The 16850-nt window shown below is 38.7% G+C and carries 13 protein-coding genes and 4 tRNA genes; all 17 read left to right on the forward strand.

Going from position 1 to position 16850, the window contains the following annotated elements:
* The first annotated feature begins 52 nt into the window (after positions 1-52).
* The 17 genes from JL102_RS02575 to fusA all read left to right on the forward strand — a co-directional run bounded on the left by JL102_RS02575 (position 53) and on the right by fusA (position 16846).
* Positions 53-135: transfer RNA gene (locus JL102_RS02575), tRNA-Tyr, on the forward strand.
* Positions 136-220: 85 nt separating this feature from the next.
* Positions 221-293 (forward strand) — tRNA-Gly (locus JL102_RS02580).
* 108 nt (positions 294-401) lie between these two features.
* Positions 402-473, forward strand: a tRNA-Thr gene (locus tag JL102_RS02585).
* Between the two features lie 168 nt (positions 474-641).
* Positions 642-1829, forward strand: a complete 1188-nt coding sequence (tuf, locus tag JL102_RS02590; RefSeq protein WP_202242110.1) for an elongation factor Tu — start codon at positions 642-644, stop codon at positions 1827-1829.
* Between the two features lie 160 nt (positions 1830-1989).
* Positions 1990-2062 (forward strand) — tRNA-Trp (locus JL102_RS02595).
* A 23-nt stretch (positions 2063-2085) separates the two neighbouring features.
* Positions 2086-2277 carry a preprotein translocase subunit SecE gene (gene secE, locus JL102_RS02600; RefSeq protein ID WP_202242111.1) on the forward strand — a complete coding sequence of 64 codons (192 nt, stop codon included), beginning with the start codon at positions 2086-2088 and terminating at the stop codon, positions 2275-2277.
* Between the two features lie 12 nt (positions 2278-2289).
* Positions 2290-2847, forward strand: coding sequence for a transcription termination/antitermination protein NusG (gene nusG / locus JL102_RS02605; protein WP_202242112.1), 558 nt, complete (start codon positions 2290-2292; stop codon positions 2845-2847).
* 4 nt (positions 2848-2851) lie between these two features.
* Entirely contained in the window at positions 2852-3292 is a 441-nt protein-coding gene (gene rplK, locus JL102_RS02610) for a 50S ribosomal protein L11 (protein ID WP_202242113.1), read from the forward strand.
* A gap of 12 nt (positions 3293-3304) precedes the next feature.
* Positions 3305-4009 carry a 50S ribosomal protein L1 gene (rplA, locus tag JL102_RS02615; protein ID WP_202242114.1) on the forward strand — a complete coding sequence of 235 codons (705 nt, stop codon included), beginning with the start codon at positions 3305-3307 and terminating at the stop codon, positions 4007-4009.
* Positions 4006-4536 (forward strand): 50S ribosomal protein L10, encoded by a 531-nt coding sequence (gene rplJ / locus JL102_RS02620; protein WP_202242115.1) that lies wholly within the window; start codon positions 4006-4008, stop codon positions 4534-4536. Before rplA ends, rplJ begins: the two co-directional genes overlap by 4 nt.
* Before the next feature lie 37 nt (positions 4537-4573).
* Positions 4574-4954: a 50S ribosomal protein L7/L12 gene (gene rplL / locus JL102_RS02625; RefSeq protein WP_202242116.1), complete on the forward strand. Its 381-nt coding sequence runs from the start codon at positions 4574-4576 to the stop codon at positions 4952-4954.
* A gap of 165 nt (positions 4955-5119) precedes the next feature.
* Entirely contained in the window at positions 5120-8992 is a 3873-nt protein-coding gene (rpoB, locus tag JL102_RS02630) for a DNA-directed RNA polymerase subunit beta (RefSeq protein WP_202242117.1), read from the forward strand.
* Between the two features lie 64 nt (positions 8993-9056).
* On the forward strand, positions 9057-13361 hold the full coding sequence (gene rpoC / locus JL102_RS02635) for a DNA-directed RNA polymerase subunit beta' (RefSeq protein WP_202242118.1): 4305 nt from the start codon (positions 9057-9059) through the stop codon (positions 13359-13361).
* Positions 13362-13367: 6 nt separating this feature from the next.
* Positions 13368-13697 (forward strand): DUF3467 domain-containing protein, encoded by a 330-nt coding sequence (locus JL102_RS02640; RefSeq protein WP_202242119.1) that lies wholly within the window; start codon positions 13368-13370, stop codon positions 13695-13697.
* A 163-nt stretch (positions 13698-13860) separates the two neighbouring features.
* Positions 13861-14235 (forward strand): 30S ribosomal protein S12, encoded by a 375-nt coding sequence (gene rpsL, locus JL102_RS02645; RefSeq protein ID WP_202242120.1) that lies wholly within the window; start codon positions 13861-13863, stop codon positions 14233-14235.
* Between the two features lie 14 nt (positions 14236-14249).
* Positions 14250-14717 carry a 30S ribosomal protein S7 gene (gene rpsG, locus JL102_RS02650; RefSeq protein ID WP_202242121.1) on the forward strand — a complete coding sequence of 156 codons (468 nt, stop codon included), beginning with the start codon at positions 14250-14252 and terminating at the stop codon, positions 14715-14717.
* Positions 14718-14728: 11 nt separating this feature from the next.
* A complete protein-coding gene (gene fusA, locus JL102_RS02655) occupies positions 14729-16846 on the forward strand; it encodes an elongation factor G (RefSeq protein ID WP_202242122.1) in 2118 nt (705 codons plus the stop codon).
* Positions 16847-16850: the final 4 nt, after the last annotated feature.

The following is a 16850-nucleotide window of genomic DNA, read 5'->3' on the forward strand; positions in this document are numbered from 1 at the left end:
GCACACAAAAACAGCCGAAAATCAAAGGAGTTCTTTATTAGAAAGATGCTTTGGGGGGATACCAGAGCGGCCAAATGGGACGGACTGTAAATCCGTTGGCGCAAGCCTACGCAGGTTCGAATCCTGCTCCCCCCACTCTTTTATAGATTTAATGTTTAATACAGATCTTGGAAGTGTTTTGAAAATTACTTCTTTTCCAAGAAATTTGTATGGAATTCAAGCGGGAGTAGCTCAGTTGGTAGAGCGACAGCCTTCCAAGCTGTAGGTCGCGAGTTCGAACCTCGTCTCCCGCTCTTTTTGAGTTCAAGGTAAAGCGCCTGCCAGTTCTCGGCATTGGGCCAAGAAGCCTGCCTAGAGGTAGGACATTGTTTAAATAATGTATTTCCTGGCTCAGAAAATCAGCCGAGATAGCTCAGGGGTAGAGCGCTTCCTTGGTAAGGAAGAGGTCGGGGGTTCAATTCCCCTTCTTGGCTCTTTTGGTTTAGAATTAATTTCTTGGCCGTAAGGGTAAGTCGAATGATGTAGGGATCATTTCCGTTTATTAGAGATAATGGCGGTAAGATGGTTCTCTATACGCATTTAGAAAGAAGCGATAATTTAAATAACGAATATAATTTTAACTAAACTAGGGATTTTCAAATATGGCTAAAGAAAATTTTGACCGTTCAAAACCCCACGTGAATATTGGTACAATCGGTCACGTTGACCACGGTAAAACTACTTTAACTGCGGCAATATCTAAAGTATTGTCAGACAAAGGACTTGCTGATAACAGAGATTTCTCTTCAATCGATAACGCTCCTGAAGAAAAAGAACGAGGTATTACAATTAATACTTCTCACATTGAGTACGCTACTGAGAACCGTCACTATGCTCACGTTGACTGTCCTGGTCACGCTGACTATGTAAAGAACATGGTTACTGGTGCTGCTCAAATGGACGGCGCTATCATCGTTGTGGCTGCTACAGACGGTCCTATGCCTCAAACTAGAGAGCACATATTGCTTTCTCGTCAGGTAGGTGTACCTGCTCTTGTGGTATTCATGAACAAAGTTGACTTAGTAGATGATCCTGAGTTATTAGAACTTGTTGAAATGGAAATTAGAGAATTACTTTCTGATTACGATTTCCCTGGTGATGATCTTCCTGTAATCCAAGGTTCAGCTCTTGGAGCTCTTAACGGAGAGCCTGAGTGGGTTGCTAAAGTTGAAGAATTGATGGAGGCTGTTGATAGCTATATCCCTCTTCCTGAGCGTCTTATCGACAAAGATTTCTTAATGCCTGTTGAAGATGTATTCTCTATCACTGGTCGTGGTACTGTGGCTACTGGTAGAATCGAAAGAGGTGTTATTAACTCTGGAGATCCTGTTGATATTCTTGGTATGGGTGCTGAAGGACTTAAGTCTACAGTTACTGGTGTTGAGATGTTCAGAAAGATATTAGATAGAGGTGAGGCTGGTGATAACGTAGGTCTTCTTCTTAGAGGTATTGAAAAAACTGACATTAAGAGAGGTATGGTAATCTGTAAACCAGGTTCTGTAACTCCTCATAAAAAGTTTAAGGCAGAGGTTTATGTTCTTTCTAAAGAAGAAGGTGGACGTCACACTCCTTTCTTTAACAAATACAGACCGCAGTTCTATTTAAGAACTACTGACGTTACTGGCGAGATTATGCTTCCAGAAGGCGTTGAAATGGTTATGCCTGGTGATAACGTATCTATTGAAGTTGAGTTGATCAACACAGTAGCTATGGAAAAAGGACTTAGATTCGCTATCAGAGAAGGTGGTAGAACAGTGGGTTCAGGTCAGGTAACTGAAATCATAGAATAATATAAAATATTCTTTTAAAAGCGTTTCGATTTTTATCGGAACGCTTTTATTTTCTTAAACTTTCTATTACCTTTGCAAACCATTTTGAGGTGGTATTATCGGAAGTCATTTAAAGAACTTTAATAATTATCCTCATAATAGAACAAAGTAACAGAAATAAACGGGTGTAGCTCAATTGGTAGAGTAGTGGTCTCCAAAACCATTGGCTGGGAGTTCGAGTCTCTCCACCCGTGCAAAACATTAAAAAGTAAGCCAGATGCAAAAGTTAAAATCTTTTATTCTTGAGTCGTATGACGAAATGAAAAACAAGGTTACATGGCCTAAGTATAGTGAATTACAGAGTAGTTCTATATTAGTGCTTGTAGCATCTTTTATTTTTGCGTTATTAATAGGCTTAATGGATTACGTTTTCCAAACTGGGATGGACTTATTTTACGACCAATTTTAATCAGACTAGATAATGAGTGATCTTAAATGGTATGTGGTTAGAGTCGTAAGTGGTCAGGAGAAGAAAGTCAAAGCTTATCTTGAAACTGAGGTAGAACGTGAGAAATTGACTGATTTTGTTCCTCAGGTATTAATACCTTCAGAGAAAGTTTATGAGATGAGGAATGGAAAGAAAAGGGTAAGAGAAAGAAACTTTTTCCCTGGTTATGTTCTCGTTTCTGCAGATCTGAGCAATGGAGAAGCTAATCACTTGGTAACAAGTGTTCCTGGAGTTATAGGATTTTTGGGAAACAATGGTACAGGATCTTCTAAGGACCCTGTTCCTTTACGTCAGTCTGAAGTGAATAGAATCTTAGGTAAGGTTGATGAGATTGACGAATTCGAGGAGAAATTAGAAACACCATACATAGTCGGCGAATCTGTGAAAGTAATGGATGGTCCATTCAGTGGTTTTACAGGTACTGTTGAAGAGGTTTTTGAAGAAAGAAGGAAACTTAATGTCATGGTTAAAATATTTGGCAGGAATACCCCTGTTGAATTGAACTATATGCAAGTAGAAAAATTAGATTAAGATAATGGCTAAGGAAATTAGTGGATACTTGAAATTGCAGATAAGAGGTGGCCAGGCTAACCCATCACCTCCAGTTGGTCCTGCATTAGGTTCTAAGGGTCTCAATATCATGGACTTCTGCAAGCAGTTTAATGCTAGAACGCAAGAAAAACAGGGACAGGTGTTACCTGTTTTGGTAACAATCTATAGCGATAAGTCATTCGACTTCGTAGTAAAAACCCCTCCTGCGGCAGTGTTGCTTTTAGAGGCTGCTAAAAAGAAAAAAGGATCAGCCGAATCAAACAGGACTAAGATTGGTAGTGTTACTTGGGAGCAAGTGCAAACCATTGCTGAAACTAAGATGCCTGATTTGAATGCTTTTGAGGTTGAGTCAGCTATGAGAATGGTAGCAGGAACCGCTAGAAGTATGGGAATAAAAGTAACTGGAACAGCTCCTTGGAGTTAAAATAAAAGCACAATGGCAAAACTGACAAAAAATCAGAAAGCGGCTCGCGAAAAAGTAGACTCTACTAAAGAATATGCTTTAGAAGAGGCTTCAAGTCTGGTGAAAGAAATTTCTTACACTAAATTTGATTCTTCAGTAGATCTAGATATCCGTTTGGGTGTTGACCCGAAAAAAGCTGATCAAATGGTGCGTGGGGTTGTTACATTGCCTCATGGTACTGGTAAGGATTTAACCGTTCTTGTTTTATGTACTCCTGATAAGGAACAAGAGGCTAAAGACGCTGGAGCGGATTACGTAGGTCTTGATGATTACATTAAGAAAATTGAAGGTGGATGGACTGATGTAGATGTTATCATTACCATGCCTACAGTAATGGCTAAAGTGGGTAGGTTAGGTCGAGTTTTAGGACCAAGAGGCTTAATGCCTAATCCTAAGTCTGGTACCGTAACTCTAGAAGTAGGTAAAGCTGTTCAGGATATTAAAGCTGGTAAGATCGATTTCAAAGTTGATAAGTTTGGTATCATTCACGTGAGTGTTGGAAAGGCATCTTTCTCTCCTGAGAAGATTACCGAAAACATTCAGGAAATGTTACAAACAGTTGCCAAGTTAAAGCCTGCTTCTGCAAAAGGAACTTATTTTAGAACAATTAACATTTCTTCTACTATGAGTCCTTCGATAACTATTGACAAACAATCAATTTCAGGATTAAAATCATGACAAGGCAAGAAAAATCAGAAATTATAGATTCTCTTACTGAAAAGTTCAATAAGAACCCCCATTTCTATATCACTGATGCGTCGGGTTTATCTGTAGGTCAGGTAAATGCTTTTAGACGTGTTTGTTTCGATAAGGGAGTGGAGTATGGAGTATACAAAAATTCTTTGATCAAAAAAGCTTTACAAAACGTAGAGGGAGACTTCGAAAGTTTGAATGAAAGCCTGAAGGGATTCTCTGGGATTTTGTTTTCAGAAGAGGTGGCTAATTTGCCAGGAAAAGTACTTACTGAATATAGAAAGAAACAAGGTGTTGCAAAACCTTCGTTAAAGGCTGCTTCCGTAGATAGAGATTTCTTCTTTGGTGAAGAGAATCTTAAAACTTTGAGCGAGCTTAAGTCTAAGCAAGAGCTCATTGGTGAGGTTATTGGTTTACTTCAATCACCTGCTAAGAATGTTGTTTCTGCTCTTCAAAGTGGAAAAAATATACTTGGAGGTTTGATTAAAACATTATCCGAACGAGAAAATTAATTAATTAAAAAAGAATAATTGACTAAATAAGAATAAAATGGCAGACGTTAAAGCACTTGGAGATCAACTAGTTGAACTTACAGTAAAAGAAGTAAATGAACTAGCAGAGTACCTTAAAGAAGAGCATGGTATCGAACCTGCTGCTGCTGCAGCCGTGGCTGTTGCTGCACCTGCTGGCGGTGATGGTGATGCTGCTGGAGCTGAACAAACTGAATTTGATGTAATCCTTAAATCACCAGGTGGAGCTAAATTGGCTATCGTGAAATTGGTGAAAGAATTAACTGGATTAGGTCTTAAAGAAGCTAAAGAAATCGTAGATAGCGCTCCTAAAGCTATCAAAGAAGGCATAGCTAAGGATGAAGCTGAAGCTCTTAAAAAGCAGCTTGAAGAAGCTGGGGCTGAGGTTGAGTTGAAATAAGCCTTGGCGACATACTCTAGGTCGTCTAACAAAAAGTTAGACCCCGGTATTAATCGGGGTCTTTTGCTGTTTGTAGATACTTTACATTCAACAAACATTAAGGCGCAGGAACTTTAAAGTTCTTACTGCCATTTACAAAATCTTGTAATTTAAATTTTAAAAGCTTTGGCTAGTAAAAAAGAAAACGCAAGAATCAGTTTTTCTTCCATTAAGAAGATTATAGATTATCCTGATTTCCTTGATATACAGTTACAATCCTTTAAGGACTTTTTTCAGCTAGAAACACCGGCAGAAAAAAGGGAACAGGAGGGATTATTCAAAGTTTTCTCCGAGAACTTTCCCATTACTGATTCCAGAGAAAATTTTGAGTTGGAGTTCATTGATTATATTGTTGATCCTCCAAAATACTCTGTTGATGAGTGTATCGATAGAGGGCTTACGTACTCGGTGCCCTTAAAGGCCAAATTGAAGCTTACCTGTAACGATGAAGATCATGAGGATTTTGAAACTATCGAGCAGGAAGTGTTCTTAGGGAATATACCTTATATGACCAAAAAGGGTTCTTTTGTGATAAATGGAGCTGAAAGGGTTATAGTATCTCAGTTACACAGATCCCCTGGTGTGTTCTTTGCTCAAAGTAAACATACTAATGGTACAAAGCTTTATTCTGCTAGAATTATACCTTTCAAAGGGTCATGGATAGAATTTGCTACCGATGTAAACAACGTTATGTATGCTTATATCGATAGAAAGAAGAAATTCCCTGTTACTACCTTGCTTCGTGCAATAGGCTATGGAACAGATAAGGATATACTTGATCTTTTTGGTCTTTCTGAAGAGGTGAAAGCCACTAAGAAAGATTTGAAGGATGCTGAAGGAAGAAGACTTGCTGCCAGGGTACTTAAAACTTGGACGGAAGACTTCGTGGATGAAGATACTGGTGAAGTTGTTTCTATTGATCGTAACGAGGTGTTACTCGAAAGGGATCACGTGCTTACAGATGAGGATATAGAAACTATTGTAGATTCAGGTTCTAAGTCTATTATTCTTCATAGAGAGGACGTAAACGTTACAGATTTTACAATTATTTTCAATACGCTTGCTAAGGATAACTCAAACTCTGAGAAGGAAGCTGTTGAACAAATCTATAGACAGTTAAGAAATACTGAGGCTCCTGATGAGCAAACGGCTAGAGACATTATTCAAAGTTTATTCTTTAGTGAGAAGCGTTATGATTTAGGAGAAGTTGGTAGATATAGAATAAATAAGAAGTTAGGTCTTGACATTGACTCTGAGCAAAGAGTACTTACTACTGAAGATATTATACTTATCGTAAAGTATCTGATAGGGTTAATTAACTCTAAAGCCGTAGTAGATGATATAGATCACTTAAGTAATAGAAGAGTAAGAACTGTTGGAGAGCAGTTATATACTCAGTTCGGTGTAGGTCTTGCTAGAATGGCTAGAACTATCAAAGAACGTATGAACGTTAGAGATAACGAAGATTTTAAACCTGTGGACTTGATTAATGCAAGGACATTATCTTCTGTTATTAATTCGTTCTTCGGGACTAATCAGTTGTCACAATTCATGGACCAAACTAATCCTCTTGCGGAGGTAACTCACAAGAGAAGAATGTCTGCTTTAGGTCCTGGTGGTCTTTCTAGAGAAAGAGCTGGTTTCGAGGTGCGAGATGTTCATTATACTCACTACGGTCGTCTTTGTACAATTGAAACACCTGAAGGACCAAACATTGGTCTGATTTCCTCATTATGTGTTCACGCAAAAGTGAATAATATGGGCTTTATTGAAACTCCTTATAGAGAAGTAAATGAAGGAAAGGTAGATATGACAGGTGATGTTAAATACCTAACAGCCGAAGAGGAAGATACTCATAATATTGCTCAGGCGAATGCACCTCTTAAAGATACTGGTGATTTTGTTAATGAACGAGTAAAGGCAAGATTTGAGGGTGACTTCCCTGTAGTAGAACCTGCTGAGGTAAGGTATATGGACGTTGCGCCTAATCAGATTGTATCAGTTGCAGCATCTTTAATTCCATTCTTGGAGCATGATGATGCTAACCGTGCATTGATGGGATCAAACATGCAGCGCCAGGCGGTGCCATTATTGAAGCCTGAAGCTCCAATAGTAGGAACAGGGCTTGAAGGACGCGTAGCTATAGATTCTAGATCTTTAGTGTTAGCTGAAGGAGATGGAGTAGTTGACTTTGTTGATGCGAAGAAAATCGTTGTTAGATATGATATGACGGAGGATGATCTTCTTGTTAGCTTCGATGAAGATACTAAGACTTATAATCTAATTAAGTTTAGAAGAACTAACCAAGATACATGTATTAACCTTACTCCTATCGTTAAAAAAGGAGAAAGAGTTTTGAAAGGCCAGCCATTAGTAGAAGGTTATGCTACTCAAGGTGGAGAACTTGCCTTAGGAAGAAACCTAAGAGTTGCTTACATGCCTTGGCAAGGATATAACTTCGAGGATGCTATTGTAATCTCTGAGAAGGTGGTTAGAGATGATATTTATACATCAATCCATATCGATGAGTATGAGCTTGAAGTAAGAGATACTAAACGTGGAGAAGAAGAACTAACCTCTGAAATTCCTAACGTTAGTGAAGAGGCTGTAAGACATTTAGATGAAAATGGTATCATTAGAGTGGGAGCTGAAGTAAAAGAAGGCGATATTCTAATTGGTAAAATTACTCCTAAGGGTGAGACTGATCCTACTCCTGAAGAAAAGCTTTTGAGAGCTATATTCGGAGATAAGGCTGGTGATGTTAAGGATGCTTCTCTTAAAGCTTCACCATCATTGAGAGGTGTAGTTATAGATACAAAGCTTTTCTCTAGACCGAAGAAGGATAAGGAGTTAAGAGCTAAATCTAAGAAGGAGGTTGAAATCCTTAAGAGCAAATACAGCAAAGAACTTCTAGGGTTAAGAGCTCAGATGATCGAAAAATTAACTACGCTGTTGGATGGTCAAACCAGTCAGGGCGTTAGGCATAAATTTGGAGATGAGCTTATTAGCAAAGGAGTTAAGTTTTCTGGTAAAAATATAGAGCACAATTTATTCCCAGAGAAGAACATTTATAAGGATGAAAGTACTTATAACGTTCCTGAGGAAGTTAACTTAGTTTCAGATGTTATCCTTGATAATTGGACTACTGATGAGAGAGTTAATGATATCGTGTTCAAGCTTGTGAAGAGTTATAACATCAAGAGGAATGAGATCGCTGGTGAATTTAAGCGTGAAAGATTTACTCTTGAAGTAGGTGATGAGCTACCTGCAGGCATTGTTCAGCTGGCTAAAGTTTACATCGCTAAGAAGCGTAAACTGAAAGTAGGTGATAAAATGGCAGGTAGACACGGAAATAAAGGGGTTGTTGCTAAAATCGTTAGAGACGAGGATATGCCATTCCTTCAAAACGGAACGCCTGTGGACATATGTTTGAACCCTCTTGGTGTACCGTCAAGGATGAACTTGGGTCAGATTTATGAAACTGTTTTAGGCTGGGCCGGGTTAGAATTAGGTAGAAGGTATGCTACTCCAATTTTTGATGGAGCTTCTATGGAAGAAGTAGCTGCAGAATTGAGTGAAGCAGGTTTACCTGATTATGGTAGAGCATATTTGTATGATGGTCTCACTGGAGAGCGATTTGACCAACCAGTAACAGTAGGTATAGCTTATATGCTTAAACTAGGTCACTTGGTAGATGATAAGATGCACGCTAGATCTATCGGACCTTACTCACTTATTACTCAACAGCCATTGGGAGGTAAAGCCCAGTTTGGTGGTCAGAGATTTGGTGAGATGGAGGTTTGGGCACTTGAGGCCTTTGGTGCATCAAACGTGTTGCAAGAGATACTTACTATCAAGTCGGATGATGTTATTGGTAGAGCTAAGGCATATGAGGCAATTGTTAAAGGAGAAAACATGAAAAAGCCAAATATACCTGAGTCGTTCAACGTACTGGTACACGAACTTCGTGGATTAGCGTTGGAAATCACTTTAGACTAATATAAAAATTACATGTGTTCAAGAGGTGAGAGCCTCTTGAACATAGACATCAAATATTCAAATTATGTCATTCAGAAAGAATAAAAAGCTAAACCTCGACTTTTCCAAGGTTACTATCAGTTTGGCATCACCTGAGTCTATCTTAGAGAGCTCTCATGGTGAAGTTACTCAACCTGAAACTATTAATTACAGAACATATAAGCCGGAAATGGGTGGTTTGTTCTGTGAGCGTATTTTCGGGCCTGTGAAAGACTGGGAGTGCCACTGTGGAAAGTATAAGAGGATACGATATAAAGGTATAATTTGTGACAGGTGTGGTGTTGAAGTTACTGAAAAGAAGGTAAGAAGGGAAAGAATGGGACATATCGAGTTAGTTGTCCCTGTGGCTCACATCTGGTATTTCAAGTCGTTGCCAAATAAAATTGGTTACTTACTAGGGTTACCTACTAAGAAGCTGGATCAAATCATTTATTATGAAAGGTATGTGGTTATTCAACCAGGTATCAAAGAAGAGGATGGTATAGCAAAAATGGATTTCCTTACTGAGGATGAATATCTGGATATACTAGATAAGATGCCTCGTGAGAATCAATTGCTAGATGATGATGATCCAAATAAATTTATTGCCAAAATGGGAGCTGAGGCTCTAGAGATGTTATTGGCAAGAACTGAGTTGGACACTCTTTCTTATGAGTTAAGGCATCAGGCTGCAACTGATACTTCACAGCAAAGAAAAGCTGAGGCTTTAAAAAGACTTAAAGTTGTTGAAGCTTTCAGAGAAGCAAAAACTAGAATTGAAAATCGTCCTGAATGGATGGTGATCAGAATGGTACCGGTTATTCCTCCTGAATTGAGACCTTTGGTTCCTTTGGATGGTGGTAGATTTGCTACTTCTGATTTGAATGATCTTTATAGAAGGGTAATTATCAGAAACAATCGTCTGAAAAGACTAATTGATATAAAGGCACCAGAAGTAATTCTTAGAAATGAGAAAAGGATGCTTCAGGAAGCAGTGGATTCACTGTTTGATAACTCAAGAAAAGTCAATGCGGTAAGATCTGATGGTAATAGAGCTTTAAAATCTTTAAGTGATATGCTTAAAGGAAAGCAAGGACGTTTCCGTCAAAACTTATTAGGTAAAAGGGTGGATTATTCAGGTCGTTCTGTAATTGTAGTAGGTCCAGAATTGAAACTACATGAATGTGGTTTGCCTAAGGATATGGCAGCGGAATTATTTAAGCCGTTTATCATCCGTAAGCTGATAGAAAGAGGTATCGTTAAAACGGTGAAATCTGCTAAGAAAATAGTGGATAGAAAAGATCCGGTAGTATGGGATATTCTTGAGAACGTATTGAAAGGACACCCTGTATTGCTTAACCGTGCTCCTACACTTCACAGATTAGGTATTCAGGCTTTCCAGCCTAAACTTATAGAAGGAAAAGCTATCCAGTTGCACCCATTGGTATGTACAGCATTCAACGCTGACTTTGATGGTGACCAGATGGCGGTACACGTACCTTTAGGTCAAGAGGCTGTGTTGGAAGCTTCGTTATTGATGCTTTCATCTCATAACATCCTAAACCCTGCTAATGGAGCACCTATAACGGTACCTTCTCAGGATATGGTGTTAGGTCTTTACTATGTAACTAAAGGACGTAGAGGAACAGAAGATAACCCGGTATTAGGAGAAAACAGAAGTTTCTATAGTGCTGAAGAGGTTATTATAGCCATAAATGAAAAAAGGCTTTCTAAGCATGCATATATTAAGGTTAGAACTAAAGTTCGTAACGAAAAAGGTGAGCTAGAAAACACTTTACTGGAAACAGTAGCGGGAAGGGTTCTTGTAAACCAATATGTGCCGGAAGAAGTAGGCTTTGTTAACGAACTCTTAACTAAGAAGAAGCTTCAACAAATTATTTCTGACATCTTTAAGGTATCAGGAATGGCTAGAACAGCTCACTTCCTAGATGATATTAAAGAGCTTGGTTTCCAGATGGCTTATAAAGGCGGTCTTTCAATGGGACTTAATGATGTAGCTATTCCAGAAGAGAAAGAGGCGCTTGTAAATCAGGCGAAAGAAGAGGTTGATGCAGTATGGAATAACTACCTTATGGGTCTTATTACTGATAATGAGAGATATAACCAGGTAATTGATATCTGGACCAGGATCAATACTCAGCTTACAAATACTTTGATGACTCAGCTAGCTGAGGATGATCAAGGATTTAACTCTATCTATATGATGATGCACTCAGGCGCAAGGGGTTCTAGAGAGCAAATCCGTCAGTTAGGTGGAATGAGAGGATTGATGGCTAAGCCACAAAAGAATCTTGCTGGTTCTGTTGGTGCTATCATTGAAAACCCTATCCTTTCTAACTTTAAGGAAGGTCTTGATGTAATAGAGTACTTTATTTCAACTCACGGTGCACGTAAAGGTCTTGCCGATACAGCATTGAAAACTGCGGATGCGGGTTACTTAACCAGACGTTTGGTTGATGTTGCTCAAGACGTAGTAATTACCGAGGATGATTGTGGTACTTTGAGAGGTCTTACTGTATCTGCATTGAAAGACAATGAAGATATAGTGGAAGCATTATCTGAAAGAATCTTAGGTAGGGTATCCGTTCATGATATTTACGATCCGATTACAGATGAATTAATCTGTGAATCAGGTGATGAAATTACTGAAGAAATAGCTAAGACTATTGATGAAAGTAATATTGAGGAAGTAGAAATTAGATCGCTCCTTACTTGTGAAACTAAGCAAGGAGGATGTGCTAAATGTTATGGTCGTAACCTGGCAACAGGTAAGATGGTGCATTCCGGAGAGGCTGTTGGTGTGATTGCAGCACAGTCAATCGGAGAGCCAGGAACTCAGCTTACTCTTAGAACTTTCCACGTTGGGGGTACTGCTTCTAACATTGCGGTAGATGCTAACATCAAAGCTAAATTTGATGGAGTAATCGAATTCGAAGGTGTTAGAACTATCAAAACCACTGACAAAGAAGGTGAGAAGATAGAGGTAATCATGGGACGTACTGGTGAGATCAAAGTAGTTGATGAGAAAAAGGGAACAGTGCTAATGACTAACTACGTGCCTTATGGAGCTTTCTTGAAGGTGAAAGAAGGGCAGAAAGTAGAGAAAGGTGATGAGCTTGTATTCTGGGATCCTTATAATGCCGTTATTCTTTCAGAATTTGATGGTACTATTGAGTTCGAATCAATTATAGAAGGAATCACCTATAAAGAGGAGTCAGATGAACAAACTGGCCATAGAGAAAAAGTAATTACAGATACTAAAGATAAAACTAAGAACCCTGCCATTAGAATTAATGGTAAGAACGATGGTAAATCTTATAACATACCTGTAGGAGCTCACTTAGCTGTAGACGATGGGGATAAAATCAAAGCGGGACAAATCTTAGCTAAGATTCCAAGAACTATGGGTAAATCAAGAGATATTACAGGGGGTCTTCCTAGAGTTACAGAATTGTTTGAAGCGAGAAATCCTTCAAATCCTGCTGTAGTTTCTGAGATAGACGGTGTAGTAACTTATGGAGGTATAAAGCGTGGTAACAGAGAAATCTTTATCGAGTCTAAAGACGGTATTAAGAAGAGATATCTGGTGTCGCTATCTAAGCACATACTTGTGCAGGATAATGACTTTGTGAAAGCGGGTTATCCTTTATCTGATGGAGCAATTACTCCTGCTGATATTTTGGCGATAAAAGGACCAACAGCGGTACAAGAGTATTTGGTAAATGAAATTCAGGAAGTATACCGTTTGCAAGGTGTGAAAATTAACGATAAGCACATTGAGGCGATCGTAAGTCAGATGATGCAGAAAGTACAGATTCTTGATTCAGGAGATACCAGTTTCTTGACTAATGAGATAGTTGATAAGTTTGTGTTTGGAGAAGAAAATGACTTGGTACTTGATAAGAAAGTGGTTACCGATGCTGGTGACTCTGAAAACTTCAAGCCTGGTCAGATAGTTACCCCAAGGGAGCTAAGAGATGAGAATTCTACGTTAAAGCGTAAAGATTTGAAACTTGTACAGGTAAGAGACGCTATGCCAGCGGTATCTAAACCTACCTTGCAAGGTATTACTCAAGCTTCATTGAAAACAGAAAGTTTCTTATCAGCAGCATCATTCCAGGAGACTACAAAAGTCTTGAGTGAAGCAGCAATTAGAGGTAAGGCAGATCAACTGTTAGGTTTGAAAGAAAATGTTATTGTAGGGCATTTGATTCCTGCAGGTACAGGACAGAGATATTTCAAAGATGTAATTGTTGGTTCTCAAGAGGAGTATGATGGATTGGTTGCATCTAAGGAAGATGCAAAGCAAAAAGAACTTCAGAATAACTAATTAGAAATGGCTGACGATAATAAAGAAAAGAAAGATAATCCTAATCAGATCAATATAGAGCTTTCAGAAGAAACAGCTGAAGGTGTATATGCGAATCTGGCTATGATTGCTCACTCAAACAGTGAATTTGTAATAGACTTTATTCGTCTTATGCCAGGAGTTCAAAAGGCAAAGGTTAAATCCAGAATTGTTATTACTCCGGAGCACGCTAAACGTTTGCTTAATGCTTTGAATGATAATATTCAAAGATATGAGGATACGTTCGGCCCTATAAAAAAGACTGAAGAGGCACCAAAGTTCCCCTTAAATTTTGGGGGTACAGTAGGAGAGGCCTGATAAGCTTTATAAAAGGATATTCAAAACAAGACTTTCCTCACAAAACAGGGAAAGTCTTGTTTATAATTGATAATTAATTTATTTAAACTATTTGAATAATTGGACTGTTTTTTTACCTTTGCAGTCCGAATTTTAAAAAAGGTATAAAACTAAAGATTATATAATGCCTACTATTCAACAATTGGTAAGAAAGGGGAGAAAGAAATTGGTGTCTAAGTCGAAGTCACCAGCTCTTGATTCGTGTCCTCAGAGAAGAGGAGTATGTACAAGGGTATATACTACTACCCCAAAGAAGCCGAATTCGGCTATGAGAAAAGTAGCAAGGGTTAGACTTACTAATGGTAAGGAAGTTAACGCTTACATTCCTGGTGAAGGACACAATTTACAAGAACACTCTATTGTGCTTATTAGAGGTGGTAGAGTAAAAGATTTACCAGGTGTTAGGTATCACATTATTCGTGGTGCGCTGGATACAGCCGGAGTAAATGGTAGGCTGCAAAGAAGATCAAAATACGGTGCAAAAAGGCCCAAAAAATAAATCAGTAGAATAGAATGAGAAAAGCTAAACCAAAGAAAAGGTATATTCTGCCAGATCCTAAGTTTCAAGATACACTTGTTACCAGGTTTGTAAACTACCTAATGGTGGATGGCAAAAAAAGTATTGCGTATAACATTTTTTATGAAGCTGTAGAGCAAGTAGAAAATAAGACTGGTGAAAATGGTCTTGAAACCTGGAAGAAAGCATTGAATAATATCATGCCTTCTGTAGAGGTGAAGAGTAGAAGAGTCGGAGGTGCAACTTTTCAAGTTCCTATGGAAGTGCGTCCTGATAGAAAAATTACTCTAGGAATTAAGTGGATGATTCGTTACTCTAGATTAAGAGGAGAAAAAACCATGCGTGATAGGCTTGCGGGTGAAATTATTTCTGCCTCTAAGGGTGAAGGAGCTGCTGTGAAGAAGAAAGATGATACTCACAGAATGGCTGAAGCAAATAAAGCATTTTCACACTTTAGATTTTAATATCTTTTAAAATGGCAAGAGATCTTAGATTAACAAGAAACATAGGTATCGCTGCACACATCGATGCTGGTAAGACTACAACTACAGAACGTATTCTGTATTATACTGGAGTAAGCCACAAAATTGGTGAGGTGCATGACGGTGCAGCTACTATGGACTGGATGGAGCAGGAGCAGGAAAGAGGTATTACTATTACTTCTGCTGCAACTACTGTATTTTGGCCTTATAACGGAGAGCAGTATCACATTAACATTATAGATACTCCAGGACACGTTGACTTTACAGTGGAGGTAAACAGATCACTAAGGGTTTTAGATGGTCTTGTATTCCTTTTTAGTGCTGTTGATGGTGTTGAGCCTCAATCAGAGACAAACTGGAGATTAGCTGATAACTACAAGGTTGCTAGAATCGGATTCGTAAATAAAATGGATCGAGATGGAGCAGACTTCTTAAATGTATGTAAGCAAGTGAAGGAGATGTTAGGAACTAAAGCAGTTCCTTTACAGTTGCCTATCGGAGCTGAGGCTACATTTAAAGGTGTGGTAGACCTAGTTGAAATGAAAGCTATGGTTTGGAATGAAGAAGACCTTGGTATGACATTTAGTGAGGTTGAAATTCCTGCCGACATGAAAGAAGACGTAGATAGCTACAGAGAGCACCTGTTAGAGGCAGTGGCTGAATACGATGAAACTTTGATGGAAAAGTATTTTGAAGATCCTGAATCTATTACTAGAGACGAGGTTATTGCAGCTTTAAGAAAGGCTACAATTGATTTAGCTTTCGTTCCAATGTTGTGCGGATCTGCTTTCAAAAACAAGGGTGTTCAAACAATGCTTAACTATGTGATGGAATTATTACCTTCTCCATTAGATAGAGATAACATTGTAGGTACTAATCCTGATACTGAAGAAAAGGTTTCTAGAAAGCCTTCAGTTGATGCACCTTTTAGTGCTCTTGCATTTAAGATCGCTACCGATCCATTTGTAGGTAGACTTTGTTTTGTTCGTTCTTACTCTGGAATGTTGGATTCAGGCTCTTATGTGTTTAACACTAGAACTAATAAGAAGGAACGTATTTCTCGTATTTTCCAAATGCATGCTAACAAGCAGAATCAGATTGATAAGTTACATGCTGGCGATATAGCCGCAGTTGTAGGATTTAAAGATATAAAAACAGGAGATACTCTTTGTGACGAAGGTAACAAGATCGTACTTGAGTCTATGGTATTCCCTGAGCCTGTAATTGGTTATGCTATTGAGCCTAAGACACAAGCTGATGTGGATAAGATGGGTATGGCTATTGCGAAGTTGGTAGAGGAAGATCCTACGCTACAAGTGAACACAGATGAAGAGACAGGTCAGACCATTCTTAGAGGAATGGGTGAGCTTCACCTCGATATCATCATGGATCGTTTAAGAAGAGAATTTAAAGTAGAGGTTAACCAAGGTGCTCCACAGGTGGCGTACAAGGAAGATATCACTACTTTAGTTGATCATAAGGAAGTATATAAGAAGCAGTCAGGTGGTAAAGGTAAGTTTGCGGATATCGTATTTAAACTGAGCCCTGCAGAGCCTGATGAGGATGGGAACATCAAGCCTGGTTTACAGTTTGTAAACAGCATTACTGGTGGTGTTATTCCTAAGGAATTTATTCCTGCCATACAAAAAGGATTTGATCAAGCAATGGTGAATGGACCTTTGGCTGGATATCCAATCGAAGCAATGAAAGTTGAGTTGTACCATGGTAGCTTCCATGATGTGGATTCAGATGCATTATCATTCGAATTGGCAGCTAGATTAGGTTTCAAAGCAGCAGCTAAAAAGGCCGGACCGCAATTGTTAGAGCCGGTAATGAAAGTTGAAGTAGTAACTCCTGAAGAGTATATGGGATCAGTTACTGGAGACCTTAACAAGAGAAGAGGTATGATGAGAGGAATGGATACTAAAGGTAATTCTCAGGTTATTAAAGCTACAGTGCCGTTATCTGAATTATTTGGATATGTGACTGACTTAAGAACGATTACTTCTGGTAGAGCTACTGCATCACTAACCTTCTCACATTATGACCCAGTTCCTAAGAACTTGGCAGAAAAGGTGATTGAAGATGTAAAAGGAGCGGCTGTTAATTAATAAA

This window comes from Fulvivirga sediminis (genome assembly GCF_016757215.1).
GTDB lineage: Bacteria > Bacteroidota > Bacteroidia > Cytophagales > Cyclobacteriaceae > Fulvivirga > Fulvivirga sediminis.

Excerpts from the sequence above, each read along its gene's own strand:
- tuf (WP_202242110.1), top strand. The coding sequence starts at position 642 with ATGGCTAAAGAAAATTTTGACCGTTCAAAACCCCACGTGAATATTGGT.
- secE (WP_202242111.1), top strand. The coding sequence starts at position 2,086 with ATGCAAAAGTTAAAATCTTTTATTCTTGAGTCGTATGACGAAATGAAA.
- nusG (WP_202242112.1), top strand. The coding sequence starts at position 2,290 with ATGAGTGATCTTAAATGGTATGTGGTTAGAGTCGTAAGTGGTCAGGAG.
- rplK (WP_202242113.1), top strand. The coding sequence starts at position 2,852 with ATGGCTAAGGAAATTAGTGGATACTTGAAATTGCAGATAAGAGGTGGC.
- rplA (WP_202242114.1), top strand. The coding sequence starts at position 3,305 with ATGGCAAAACTGACAAAAAATCAGAAAGCGGCTCGCGAAAAAGTAGAC.
- rplJ (WP_202242115.1), top strand. The coding sequence starts at position 4,006 with ATGACAAGGCAAGAAAAATCAGAAATTATAGATTCTCTTACTGAAAAG.
- rplL (WP_202242116.1), top strand. The coding sequence starts at position 4,574 with ATGGCAGACGTTAAAGCACTTGGAGATCAACTAGTTGAACTTACAGTA.
- rpoC (WP_202242118.1), top strand. The coding sequence starts at position 9,057 with ATGTCATTCAGAAAGAATAAAAAGCTAAACCTCGACTTTTCCAAGGTT.
- JL102_RS02640 (WP_202242119.1), top strand. The coding sequence starts at position 13,368 with ATGGCTGACGATAATAAAGAAAAGAAAGATAATCCTAATCAGATCAAT.
- rpsL (WP_202242120.1), top strand. The coding sequence starts at position 13,861 with ATGCCTACTATTCAACAATTGGTAAGAAAGGGGAGAAAGAAATTGGTG.
- rpsG (WP_202242121.1), top strand. The coding sequence starts at position 14,250 with ATGAGAAAAGCTAAACCAAAGAAAAGGTATATTCTGCCAGATCCTAAG.
- fusA (WP_202242122.1), top strand. The coding sequence starts at position 14,729 with ATGGCAAGAGATCTTAGATTAACAAGAAACATAGGTATCGCTGCACAC.